Source organism: Methylobacterium carpenticola (assembly GCF_042748905.1).
Classification (GTDB): Bacteria; Pseudomonadota; Alphaproteobacteria; order Rhizobiales; family Beijerinckiaceae; genus Methylobacterium; species Methylobacterium carpenticola.
Genome location: NZ_JBHZEO010000001.1, coordinates 5,635,182 through 5,647,354 on the forward strand (window position 1 = coordinate 5,635,182; position 12,173 = coordinate 5,647,354).

At 70.1% G+C, this 12,173-nt stretch carries 10 protein-coding genes and 1 pseudogene; 8 read left to right on the plus strand and 3 right to left on the minus strand.

All coding sequences use genetic code 11. The features are described 5' to 3' along the window. The first annotated feature begins 35 nt into the window (after nt 1-35). The 6 genes and pseudogenes from ACE101_RS26085 (at nt 36) to ACE101_RS26110 (ending at nt 7,122) form a co-directional block, all read left to right on the plus strand. Nucleotides 36-536 (plus strand): MerR family transcriptional regulator, encoded by a 501-nt coding sequence (locus ACE101_RS26085; protein WP_379135970.1) that lies wholly within the window; start codon nt 36-38, stop codon nt 534-536. 16 nt (nt 537-552) lie between these two features. Further along, nucleotides 553-966 (plus strand): annotated as a pseudogene (locus tag ACE101_RS26090) (hypothetical protein); the annotation flags it as partial. A gap of 323 nt (nt 967-1,289) precedes the next feature. Beyond that, nucleotides 1,290-1,709, plus strand: a complete 420-nt coding sequence (locus ACE101_RS26095) for a 4-aminobutyrate aminotransferase (protein ID WP_379135973.1) — start codon at nt 1,290-1,292, stop codon at nt 1,707-1,709. A 360-nt stretch (nt 1,710-2,069) separates the two neighbouring features. Continuing rightward, nucleotides 2,070-4,022, plus strand: coding sequence for a PrkA family serine protein kinase (locus ACE101_RS26100; protein ID WP_379135975.1), 1,953 nt, complete (start codon nt 2,070-2,072; stop codon nt 4,020-4,022). A 151-nt stretch (nt 4,023-4,173) separates the two neighbouring features. Next, the gene (locus ACE101_RS26105) at nt 4,174-5,484 is read left to right on the plus strand and encodes a YeaH/YhbH family protein (protein ID WP_379135977.1); all 1,311 of its coding nucleotides are present in this window, start codon (nt 4,174-4,176) and stop codon (nt 5,482-5,484) included. Nucleotides 5,485-5,544: 60 nt separating this feature from the next. Continuing rightward, the gene (locus tag ACE101_RS26110; RefSeq protein WP_379135979.1) at nt 5,545-7,122 is read left to right on the plus strand and encodes a SpoVR family protein; all 1,578 of its coding nucleotides are present in this window, start codon (nt 5,545-5,547) and stop codon (nt 7,120-7,122) included. 154 nt (nt 7,123-7,276) lie between these two features. On the opposite strand, the gene ACE101_RS26115 is transcribed toward ACE101_RS26110, so the two are convergent. The 3 genes from ACE101_RS26115 to ACE101_RS26125 all read right to left on the minus strand — a co-directional run bounded on the left by ACE101_RS26115 (nt 7,277) and on the right by ACE101_RS26125 (nt 9,379). Further along, entirely contained in the window at nt 7,277-7,612 is a 336-nt protein-coding gene (locus tag ACE101_RS26115) for a DUF1476 domain-containing protein (protein ID WP_379135981.1), read from the minus strand. 67 nt (nt 7,613-7,679) lie between these two features. Continuing rightward, the gene (locus ACE101_RS26120; RefSeq protein WP_379135983.1) at nt 7,680-8,870 is read right to left on the minus strand and encodes an extracellular catalytic domain type 1 short-chain-length polyhydroxyalkanoate depolymerase; all 1,191 of its coding nucleotides are present in this window, start codon (nt 8,868-8,870) and stop codon (nt 7,680-7,682) included. 89 nt (nt 8,871-8,959) lie between these two features. Continuing rightward, entirely contained in the window at nt 8,960-9,379 is a 420-nt protein-coding gene (locus tag ACE101_RS26125) for a ribbon-helix-helix domain-containing protein (protein WP_502361935.1), read from the minus strand. Between the two features lie 189 nt (nt 9,380-9,568). On the opposite strand from ACE101_RS26125, the gene ACE101_RS26130 reads away from it, so the two are divergent. Both ACE101_RS26130 and ACE101_RS26135 read left to right on the plus strand, forming a co-directional pair. Next, nucleotides 9,569-11,248 carry an L-lactate permease gene (locus ACE101_RS26130; protein ID WP_379135987.1) on the plus strand — a complete coding sequence of 560 codons (1,680 nt, stop codon included), beginning with the start codon at nt 9,569-9,571 and terminating at the stop codon, nt 11,246-11,248. A gap of 145 nt (nt 11,249-11,393) precedes the next feature. Next, the gene (locus tag ACE101_RS26135) at nt 11,394-12,101 is read left to right on the plus strand and encodes a glutathione S-transferase family protein (RefSeq protein ID WP_379135990.1); all 708 of its coding nucleotides are present in this window, start codon (nt 11,394-11,396) and stop codon (nt 12,099-12,101) included. Nucleotides 12,102-12,173 lie beyond the last annotated feature (72 nt).

Genomic DNA, 12,173 nt, shown 5'->3' on the forward strand with positions numbered 1-12,173 from the left:
CCGGCTGATTGGTCCCGAGGCGGGAGGTCCCGCACATGACGACCCTCGCGGCCGCCGGGGAGCCCGGCGGCGACAAGGCCCCGGATGCCTTCCGCACCATCAGCGAGGTGGCGGAGGAACTCGACCTGCCGCAGCACGTGCTGCGGTTCTGGGAGACCCGGTTCGCCCAGATCCGGCCGCTCAAGCGCGGCGGCAACCGGCGCTACTATCGTCCTGACGACGTTGACCTGTTGCGCGGCGTGCGCCGGCTCCTCTACGGCCAGGGCTACACGATCCGCGGGGTGCAGCGCATCCTGCGCGAACGCGGCATGCGCTTCGTCCAGGCGGTGGGCCGCGGCGAGGAGGTGGCGCCCGCCGCCTTCGCGGAGGCCGAGCCGCCCCGCGAGGAGACGCCGGGACCGCCCCTCGCGCCCGAGGACCGGGCGGCGCTGACCCGCGCGCTCGACGACCTGCACATCTGCCGCGACCGCATCGCGGCCCTGCGCCGCGTCCTGCCGCGCCGGGCGGCGGAACCCGAACCGAACCCGACCGCATGAGGGACGTTCATCGCAGATGGCCGACCCGCCACGCCACGCCTCGCCGACCACCCAGCTGATCGCCCGGCTGATGCGCATCGTGCGCACCTGTCCGGAGGCGACGGCGGACGTGCTCGAACTCGTGCTGCTGGTGAGCCAGGTCGAGGCCCTGACCAACGTCGACCGCGATTACCGCGACGCCCGCCGGGTCATCGCCCGCCTGCGCCACCCGCTCTGGGACATGGCGCCCGAGCAGCGGGCCACCCTCCTGCGGGCCGCCGACACCATCAAGGCGGCCTGCGGCCTCGCGGAGCGCGACATCCCGTCCGACCCGATCGGCGATGCGGGCGAGCGGGCGCGCGTCGAGGTGCAGCTCGCTACGGCCCTCGCGGGCGAGTTCACTCCGGCCCAGATCGCCAAGGTCACGGGCGCGGTGATGGCGGTGCTGCAATCCTCCGGGAGCGGGGGAGCCGGCAAGGAGGGCCGAGCGGGCGGCGCCGGCCAAGCCGGCGAAGGCAGCCAAGCTGGCGACGCCAGCCAAGCCGGCGACGCCGGCCAGGAGGGCGGGTGATGTTCGGTGATTATCCGGTCGAAGGGCGGGGCTACTGGCTCTGGCTCGGGGGCATCGCGCTCCTGGGGCTGTTCAACCTCTTCGTGATGCTCTCGCTGCACTGAGGAGCGTGCCGCTGCGGCAGCATCCGGCGCGCCGGACCTCGACGGCGGCGGGCGGGCTCCCCACATCCGCCGCGGAGCGTCCTCGGAGTGAGCCCTGCCATGATCCGCCCCATCCTCGCCCTCGCCGCCTGCGCGGTTCTCGCCGGCCCGGCGCTCGCCCAGAGCGCCAAGACCCTCGAGCGCAGCGTCGCCTCGGGCAAGCAGATCCGCCTGCTCGCCGTGCCCAACCTCAAGAAGGATTGCTCGCTCGGGCCGCAGCCCGAGCTGAAGGTCACCACGCCGCCGAAGAACGGGTCGCTGATCCAGCGGGCCGGGCGCATGAAGACCCCCGCCACCTATCGCTGCCCGAATGTGGAGGCGACCATCCAGGCGGTGTTCTACGAGAGCAAGGCCGGCTTCACCGGCACCGACGAGGTGACGGTCGAGGTGAAGAGCCCGGACGGCTCCACCGCCGTGCGCACCATCAAGCTGAAGGTGGGCAGCGCCGGCGAGACCAAGAGCGACGCCACGGATCTGTGAGGCCGCCCGCGGCGGCGGGACCGCGAGCCCGCTGCCGCAGGCACGCCGCGGCGAGGAACGTCCGCCTGCCGCGGGGCGTTTCCCTTCCGCGGCGAAGGTGACCCGGCGGCGAGCGGGGTCTCAGAACGGCAGCGGGCGTGACCTTTTCGTCACAGAACTGTTGCCGAACGGGCTTTCGCCTTGGCGGATCTCGAACTTTCCGCGGGAGCGCGGTGCCGGCATCGCACCGGTCTCCCGCCGTTCGGGTCCGCCGACCAGCCTCCGCAATTCCCCGCTCTCGCCGCACTGCGACAAACATGGGGATATCGATTGCAATGGAGGCGGGACAGGATGAAGCTGGCGATGTCGTGAGGGTTCGGAATGCCAATGCCGTCAGCGAGCGATCTGTTTCAGACCTTTGCCCGCAGCTACGAGGCCCGGCGTGACGCGGAACTGTCGCTCACCGAGTACCTCGAAGCATGCCGTGACGATCCCCTGATGTATGCGAGCGCCCCGGAGCGGATTCTGGAGGCGATCGGTCAGCCGGAATTCGTCGACACCGCGCGGGATTCGCGCCTCGGCCGGATCTTCATGAACCGGACGATCCGCATCTACCCGGCCTTCTCGGAATTCTACGGCATGGAGGAGACGATCGAGCGGATCGTCTCGTTCTTCCGCCACGCCGCTCAGGGCCTGGAGGAGCGCAAGCAGATCCTCTACCTGCTCGGGCCGGTCGGCGGCGGCAAATCGTCCCTTGCCGAGCGCCTCAAGGCGCTGATGGAGGTGCATCCGATCTACGTGCTCAAGGCCGGCAACGAGCTGAGCCCGGTCTTCGAGAGCCCGCTGGTGCTGTTCGACCCCGAGACGATGGGGCCGGCCCTGGAGGAGCGCTACGGGATCCCGCGCCGCCGCCTCACCGGCCTGATGAGCCCCTGGTGCCTCAAGCGCCTGGACGAGTTCGGCGGCGACATCTCGCAGTTCAAGGTGGTCAAGGTCCGGCCCTCGCGGCTGCGCCAGATCGCCATCGCCAAGACCGAGCCCGGCGACGAGAACAACCAGGACATCTCCTCCCTCGTCGGCAAGGTGGACATCCGCAAGCTCGAGACCCTGAGCCAGGCGGATCCGGACGCCTATTCCTACTCGGGCGGCCTCAACCGGGCGAACCAGGGCATTCTCGAATTCGTCGAGATGTTCAAGGCGCCGATCAAGATGCTGCACCCCCTGCTGACCGCCACGCAGGAGGGCAACTACGTCGGCACCGAGAACATCGGCGCGATCCCGTTCTCCGGCATCATCCTCGCCCACTCGAACGAGGCCGAGTGGCAGAGCTTCAAGACCAACAAGAACAACGAAGCCTTCATCGACCGCATCTACGTCATCAAGGTTCCGTACTGCCTGCGGGTGACCGAGGAGCAGCGGATCTACGAGAAGCTCGTGTCCGGCTCCGAACTCGCCGCGGCGCCCTGCGCCCCCGGCACGCTGGAGATGCTGGCCCGGTTCTCGGTGCTCTCGCGCCTGCGCGAGCACCCGAACTCGAACGTGTTCTCCAAGATGCGGGTCTATGACGGCGAGTCCCTGCGCGAGGTCGACCCGCGCGCCCGCTCGCTGCAGGAATACAAGGACTCGGCCGGCGTCGACGAGGGCATGGACGGGATCTCGACCCGCTTCGCCTTCAAGGTCATGGCCGCGACCTTCAACCACGACACCACCGAGGTCTCGGCCGACCCGGTCCACCTGATGTACGTGCTGGAACAGTCGCTGCGCCGCGAGCAGCTCCCGCCGGAGATCGAGAAGCGCTACCTCGAATTCATCAAGGGTGAGCTGGCGCCGCGCTACGCGGAGTTCATCGGCCACGAGATCCAGAAGGCCTACCTCGAATCCTACCACGATTACGGTCAGAACCTGTTCGACCGCTACATCGACTACGCCGACGCCTGGATCGAGGATCAGGACTTCAAGGATCCGGAGACCGGGCAGCTGCTCAACCGCGAGCTCCTGAACCAGGAACTCACCAAGATCGAGAAGCCGGCGGGCATCGCCAACCCGAAGGACTTCCGCAACGAGGTGGTGAAGTTCGCCCTGCGCTCGCGGGCCCAGCACGGCGGCCGCAACCCGTCCTGGACCTCCTACGAGAAGATCCGCGAGGTGATCGAGCGGCGCATGTTCAGCCAGGTGGAGGAGCTGCTGCCGGTGATCTCCTTCGGCTCGAAGAAGGACAGCGAGACGGAGAAGAAGCACGGCGAGTTCGTCGAGCGCATGCGGGCGCGCGGCTACACCGAGCGTCAGGTGCGGCGCCTCGTCGAGTGGTACATGCGCGTGAAGCAGGCCGGCTGAGACGGGCCGGACGGGACCGGCGGACGCCGCCTCGGCGGCGCCGCCGGCTCCCCGGTCGGGGCGGGCCGCCCGCGGTCCGTCCCCGCGACGCGGTTGCTGATGCCGGGAGCCGCCCGGTAGGGTAAGATGGCGTGATCGGAAGTTCGGCCTGATGCACATTATCGATCGGCGCCTCAATCCGGGCGGCAAGTCTCTGGCGAACCGGCAGCGCTTCCTGCGCCGGGTGCGCGACGTGGCACAGCGCGCGGTGCGCGAGGCCGCCCGCGACCGCGACATCCGCAGCATCGACAAGGAGGCGAGCGTCACCGTCCCGGCGGACGGGGTGCGCGAGCCCCGCTTCAGCCGCGCCCCCGGGAGCGGCGTGCAGGACCACATCCTGCCCGGCAACAAGACCTACATCGAGGGCGACACGATCGAGCGTCCGCCGCGCGGCCAGGGCGGCGGCGGGGGCGGCCAGGCCGGGGAGGGCGGCCAGGACTCGGAGGATTCCTTCCAGTTCATGCTGACCCGGGAGGAGTTCCTCGAACTCTTCCTCGAGGATCTCGAACTGCCGGACCTCGCCAAGCGCCGCCTCGCCGTGGTCGAGACCCCGGCCCTGCGGCGGGCCGGCTACATGGTCTCGGGCTCGCCCGCCAACCTCGCGCTCACCCGCACCCTGCGCAACTCGCTGTCGCGGCGCATCGCCCTCAAGCGGCCGAAGCCCGAGGATCTCGCCGCCCTGGAGGCGGAACTCGCCGCCCTGGAGGCCCGCGACCCGGATTCGCCGGAGGCGGCGGCCTTGCGGGCCGAGTTCGACCGGCTGCTCACCCGCAGCCAGCGCATCCCCTACATCGACCCGATCGACCTGCGCTACCGGCGCTTCGAGCCCTATCCGCGTCCCGTGGCCCAGGCGGTGATGTTCTGCCTGATGGACGTCTCGGGCTCGATGACCGAGCACATGAAGGACCTCGCCAAAAGGTTCTACATCCTGCTGCACATCTTCCTGGTGCGCCGCTACAAGCACGTCGAGATCGTCTTCATCCGCCACACCGACCAAGCCAAGGAGGTGGACGAGGAGACCTTCTTCGGCTCGCGCGAGACCGGCGGCACGCTGGTCTCCTCGGCGCTCGTCGAGATGAAGCGGATCGTGGCCGAGCGCTACAATCCCGAGGACTGGAACATCTACGCCGCCCAGGCCTCGGACGGCGACAACGTGTCGAGCGATTCGACCACGTCGCAGGAGCTCCTGCGCTCCGCGATCCTGCCGGCCTGCCAGCACTTCGCCTATCTGGAGGTCGGCGACGAGACCGGGCCGCGGGCGGGCTTCGTGGAGCACCGCACCACGCTCTGGCGCACCTACGAGCCGGTCTCCAAGGCCAATCCGGTGCTCGCCATGCGCAAGGTCAACCACCGGCGGGACATCTACCCGGTCTTCCGCGAGCTGTTCGCCCGCAAGGCCGGCCAGGAGAGCGCCTCGGCCTGAGCCTGAGCACCCGTCCCCGAGCACCGTCCCGAAGCGTCGAAACGAGAGCTGCGAGGTCCGATGAGTTCAGCCACGACAGGGGTGATGCCACGGCCCGCCCTGGTTCGGACGGGGGAGCCTCTGTTCACCGGCAACGACTGGGACTTCGACACGATCCGGCGCATCCACGACGCCTGCGAGGCGATCGCCGGGCCGGAACTCGGCCTGAGCTGGTATCCGAACCAGATCGAGATCATCACCGCCGAGCAGATGCTCGACGCCTACGCGTCGATCGGCATGCCGCTCTTCTACAAGCACTGGTCCTTCGGCAAGCATTTCGCCCAGCACGAGGCCGGCTACCGCCGCGGCCTGATGGGGCTCGCCTACGAGATCGTCATCAACTCGAACCCGTGCATCTCCTACATCATGGAGGAGAACACGGCGACGATGCAGACGCTGGTGATCGCGCACGCCGCCTTCGGCCACAACCACTTCTTCAAGAACAACTATCTCTTCCGGCAGTGGACGGATGCGGAGGGCATCCTCGACTATCTCGACTTCGCCAAGAGCTACATCACCCGCTGCGAGGAGCGTTACGGCCACGGCGCGGTCGAGGCGGTGCTCGATGCCGCCCATGCCCTGATGAACCAGGGGGTGCACCGCTATCCCCGCAAGAAGCGCCCCGACCTCTCCTCCGAGCAGCGCCGCGAGCGCGAGCGGCAGGAGCACCAGGAGCGGATGTACAACGACCTCTGGCGGACGCTGCCCGCCAAGGCCAAGACGGACAAGCCGGACCTCTCGGCCGAGCGCCGCCGCGCCCTGCTCGAACTGCCTCAGGAGAACATCCTCTACTTCCTGGAGAAGGTGGCGCCGCGCCTGCAGCCCTGGCAGCGCGAGATCCTGCGCATCGTCCGCCACGTGGCGCAGTACTTCTACCCGCAGCGCCAGACCAAGGTGATGAACGAGGGCTGCGCCACCTATACGCATTACCAGATCATGACCCGCCTGAGCGAGACGGGGCAGATCAGCGAGGCGGCCTACCTCGAATTCCTGCAATCGCACACGAACGTCATCCGGCAGCCGACCTACGACGACCGGCATTACGGCGGGCACAATCCCTACGCCATCGGCTTCGCGATGATGACGGACATCGCCCGCATCGCCACCGAGCCGAGCGAGGAGGACCGGATCTGGTTCCCGGACATCGCCGGCTGCCGCGACCCGATGGGCGTCCTGCGCGACGTCTGGGAGAATTACCGCGACGAGAGCTTCATCGCGCAGTTCCTCTCGCCCCGCCTGATGCGCCAGCTGCGCCTGTTCCACGTGGTCGACGATCCCGACCAGCCGGAACTGCGGGTGGAGGCGATCCACGACGAGCGCGGCTACCGCCGCCTGCGCCGCGCCTTCGCGAAGCAGTACGACGTGGCGTGGCTCGATCCGGACATCGAGGTGGTGGACGTGGATCTGGAGGGCGACCGCCGCCTGATCCTCCACCACCGCGTGCTCAACCGCGTGCTGCTGCAGAAGGACGACGCGCAGCGCGTGCTCCAGCACCTCGCCGACCTGTGGGGCTACGACGTGGTGCTCAAGGAGGTCGATCCGGCCTCCGGCACGGTGCTGAAGGAGCACACGGCGACCGCCCGGCCGACCTTCTTCTGAGGGAGATCGGCCGGCCTCTCATACGGTTTCCGGATGATCGCTTCGCGATGCGGAAACCGGCCTCGCTCAGGCGCCGCGCGGGCTCGTGATCCGGTTTCCGAAAGTGATCTTCCGGAAACCGTATCACACGCGAGGCGATCCCCTGTGCGGGTCGTCAGGCCGCCCGGTCCTCCGCCCGCACGGCCCGCGCCGCCTCGGCGCCGGCGCGCAGGAACAGGTCCGGCACCTCGGCGGCCTCCGCATCGAGGCCGCGGCCGGTCAGTTCGGTGCGCAGGCGGGCGATCAGCGCGTCGTCCGTGACGGGCGAGGCGACGGCCTCCACGAGACCCCGCGTATAGGTCTCGGCCTCCTCGTTCGTGAGGCCGAGGCGCCGGCTCATCCAGGTTCCGATGATCCGGTTCCGGCGCACCAGCGCGCGGAACCGGATTTCCTCCTCGCGGGCGAACAAAGCCTCGAAGGCCCGCTCGCGATCCTGGAACAGGGTCGTCATGGGCTCCTCCCTGCAGCGACCGTTCCGCGGATGCTACGCCGATCGCGGCCGGACGCCAGGGGGCGCCTCAGCGCCGCGGCCGGGGATGCTCCCGGAAGAAGCGCCACATCTCCCGCGAGGCGTCGGGCCCGAGGGGGTCGGTGTAGCTCCCCGCCGCGTCGCCCCCGGACCACGCATGGCCGCTGCCCTGGATCACCCAATGCTCGAAGCGCGGCCGGCCGCGCTCATCCGCCAGGATGCTGCGCCGCCACGCCCGGCCGTTCGGCGAGGTGCCGGATTCGTCGCGCAGGAGGGTGGCGCCCGTCGCCGCGATGATCGCCGCGCCGTTGCGCGGATGCACGGTCGAATCCTGGTCGCCGTGGAACACGATGGTGGGCAGGGCGTCGCCGACGGGCACCGCCCCCTTCGCGCCCTCCCGCATGGCGCGCAGGGCCGAGGGCAGGTCGCTCGCCGCACCCGCGCAGAGGCCCGAATGGATGCCCACCGCCGCGAACAGGTCCGGATAGGCCGCCGCGAGGTTCGCCGCCGCGGCGCCGCCCGCCGAGAGCCCCGCCACGTAGACCCGGCGGGAATCGATGGAGAACTCCTCCATCACCGCCCGGGCGATGCCGGCGATGATCGCCGCCTCGCCGCGGTCCCGGCGCTGGTCGGCCGTGCTGAACCAGTTCCAGCAGCGGGCGTGGTTCGCGGCGGCCGTCTGGGCCGGATAGGCGACCAGGAAGGTCTCGGCCTCGGCGATCCGGTTCATCCCGGTGCCGGCGGCGAAATCGTCCGGGTTCTGCGTGCAGCCGTGCAGCATCACCACGAGCGGCACCGCCTGCCCCCGGTAGCCCCGCGGCACGTAGAGCTTGTAGGCGCGCTGGCCGGCGGCGGCGGCGAAGTGCCGGTCGAGGAACTGCCCGGGCTCGGTGGAGGCCGGGGTGGCGGGCTCGCCGACGAGCGGCCCGACGCGGCGGCCGATCTCCCGCACGAGGTCGCGCAGGCCCTCGGGCAGACCCGGCAATCCGTCGGCCAAGCCCGCGGCGGGGGCCGGCCGGGCCCCGGGAGAGGCGGCGGGCGGCGGCTCGACGACCTGAGGTTTGGCGATCTGCCGGACGGGCCGGAGAGGGGCCGGCGGCGAACCCGGCTGGGTGGGGGAGGGTGCGGGGGAATCCTCTCCCCGCACCACGCGCTGGATCACGGTCAGGGCCTCGCCGAGGCGCCCGGCGCGGGTGAGGCGGGTCGCCTCGGCCATGCCGGGAAGGATCTTGTTGCGCATGAGGGACCCTCGTCTTGCAGACGCGAGAGGAACCGGCGCCGGATCGCATGACCCGGCGCGGTGAGGCGGCGGAGGGCGGAGCGCCTCCGTCAGCGGATGCGGTCGGCGAGCGCGGCCTTGACGGCCGGGCTCGCATGCAGGGCGCCCAGCACCTCCACCGAGGCGATGGCGGCCCGGGCGAGGTCGGGCGTCACGTCCGATGCGATGGTGGCGAGCCCGAGGACGCGGATGTCGAGGGGACGGCCCGCATCCCGGGCCGCCTCGAGATCCGCCCGGGCGAAGTGGCGCAGGCCGAGTTCCACGCTCTTGCGCGCCACCGACTGGCGCGCCGCCTCGCCGTGGCGGTCGATCTGGTTGCGGATCGCCGTGCGGATGAAGTCGGTGCGGTTGGCGTAGAACCCGTCGCGCACCAGCAGGTCCACGTGCCCGAGATCGACGTAGCCGAGATTGATCGTGATCTTCTCGCTGTCGCCCGGCCGCGCCCGCAATTCCTGCACGCTCCCGCCCATCGATCCCATCCCGTCACCATCCGACTGGATGGAAGATGGGGCATGTTCGCAGATGCAGCAAGTGCGGTGCAGCAAAAATCTCGCCGCGCGCACCCCCCCCGAAGGATGTAGGCCTTGGCGGAGCGGGGGCGTTGAGGCGCCAACAACCCTCTGTTAAGCGCCCGCCTCATTACAACGAGGAGGAACGCCATGTGGAACCAGGTCTATGACCCGTTCGGGAATGCCTGGCTGTCGACGCTCGCGGCGGCGGTCCCGGTCGTGGCCCTCCTCGCGCTGATCGCGAGCGGCAAGGTCAAGGCCCACATCGCGGCCGTCATCGCCCTGGTGCTCGCCTTCGCGGTCGCGACCCTCCTGTTCGGCATGCCCACGGGCCTCGCGCTGCGGGCCACGGGCTTCGGCGTCGTCACCGGCCTGTTCCCGATCGGCTGGATCATCCTCAACGTCATCTTCCTCTACCGGCTGACGGTGGAGAAGGGCTGGTTCGCCACCCTCCAGCAATCGGTGGCCGGCATCACCACGGACCGGCGGCTCCAGCTCCTCCTCGTCGCCTTCGCGTTCGGCGCCTTCTTCGAGGGGGCGGGCGGCTTCGGCACCCCGGTGGCGGTGACGGGCGCGATCCTGATCGGGCTCGGCTTCTCGCCGCTCGCGGCCTCCGGCCTCTCGCTCATCGCCAACACGGCGCCCGTCGCCTACGGGGCGCTCGGCGCACCGATCCAGGGTCTGGCCTCGGTCACGGGCTACGATCCCTACGTGCTCGGCGCCATGATCGGCCGCCAGCTGCCCTTCTTCTCGCTCCTGGTGCCGTTCTGGCTGATCGCGGTCTTCGCGGGCTTCCGGGGCATGGCCCAGATCTGGCCGGCGATCCTCGTCTGCGGGGCTTCCTTCGCGGCGGCCCAGTTCCTGATCTCGAACTACGTCAATCCCTGGATCGTCGATATCGGCGCCTCGCTCGTCTCGATGGGGGCGCTCGTCGCCTTCCTGAAGGTCTGGCACCCGGCCGTGATCTGGACCTCGACGGCGCTGCGCACCCACGACGATTCCCTGGCCTACGCGCCGCCGCGCCCGGCCTCCGTCGGCGCCGCCGCGGTGGAGCGCTCCGCCTCGCAGCGCGAGATCCTGATGGCCTGGGTGCCGTGGATCATCCTCTCGGTGGTGGTCGCGATCTGGGGCACGGGCTGGTTCAAGGCCCTGGTCAACCCGCTCTTCACGTGGCGCTACGAGATCGAGGGCCTGCACAACCTGATCATGAAGGTGCCCCCGGTGGTGGCCAAGCCCCATCCGGAAGCGGCGGTGTTCCTGTTCACCTACATGTCGTTCACCGGCACGGGCGTGCTCTTCGCCGCGATCATCTCGGGCTTCATCATGGGCTTCGGGCCGATCCGGCTGATCCGGGCCTATCTCGAGACGATCTGGGTGCTGCGCACCTCGCTCATCACCATCGCGGCGATGCTGGCGCTCGGCGTGCTCACCCGCTACGCGGGGGTGGATGCCACGCTCGGCCTCGCCTTCGCGGGCACCGGCATCCTCTACCCGTTCTTCGGCACGCTGCTCGGCTGGCTCGGCGTCGCGCTCACCGGCTCCGACACCGCCTCCAACGTGCTGTTCGGCGGCCTCCAGCGGATCACCTCCGAGCAGCTCGGCCTCTCGGGCATCCTGATGGCCTCGGCCAATTCCTCGGGCGGCGTCATGGGCAAGATGATCGACGCGCAATCCATCGTCGTCGCCTCCACGGCCACCGGCTATTTCGGCCAGGAGAGCAAGATCCTGCGCTTCGTGTTCTGGCACTCGATCGTGCTCGCCTGCCTCGTCGGCGGCCTCGTGATGCTGCAGGCCTACGTGCCGCCCTTCACCGCGATGGTGCTGCACTGATCCGGTTTCCGGACGATCCGCGCGGAAACCGGATCGGGCAGCCCGCGCGGCGCGGAGCACGGCTCCGCGCACGCCTGAGCGAAGCCGATTTCCGCATTGCTCGGCGATTGCCTTGGCAATCGCCGAGCAATCAATCGGAAACCGCATGACAGGAGGGGCGCCCGTGACGATCACCCTGTACGAACTCGCGGGCGCCGATCCCGAGCGGCGCTTCTCGCCCTTCTGCTGGCGCATCCGCCTCGCCCTGGAGCACAAGGGCCTCGCCTTCGAGGGCCGGCCCTGGCGCTTCACCGAGAAGGATGCCATCGCCTTCGCGGGCAGCGAGACGGTGCCGGTGCTGGTGGATGGCGGGCGGGCCGTCGCCGAATCCTCGCTGATCGCCGCCCATCTGGAGGAGGCCTATCCGGACCGCCCGAGCCTGTTCGGCGGTCCCGCGGCCCGGGCCCTCACGCGCGTCCTCGTCCACTGGACGGACGGCGTGCTGCATCCGGCCTTGGCGCCGCTCCTCCTCGCGGAGATCCACGCGATCCTGGCGCCGCAGGACCGGGACTATTTCCGGCGCTCCCGCGAGACCCGCTTCGGCAAGGCGCTGGAGGCGGTCTGCCCCGACCGGGAGGCGCAGCTGCGGAGCCTGCGGCGCACCCTCTCGCCCGTCCGCGCCACCCTGCGCCAGCAGCCCTTCCTCGGGGGCGCGGAGCCGCTCTACGCGGATTTCGCGGTGATGGGCGCCTTCCTGTGGGCGCGGGGCGTCAGCGCGCTCCCGCTCCTCGACGCCGACGATCCCGTCGAGGGCTGGCGGCAGCGCATGCTGGCGCGGCTGCAACCGGCCTCGCGGGCGCTCGCGGCGTTCTGACACCGGCTCCGGCGCGGAGTCCTGTGGACCCCGCCCGTCCCCGCGGATCGCCTCCGCCCGGCCCGTGTTAGA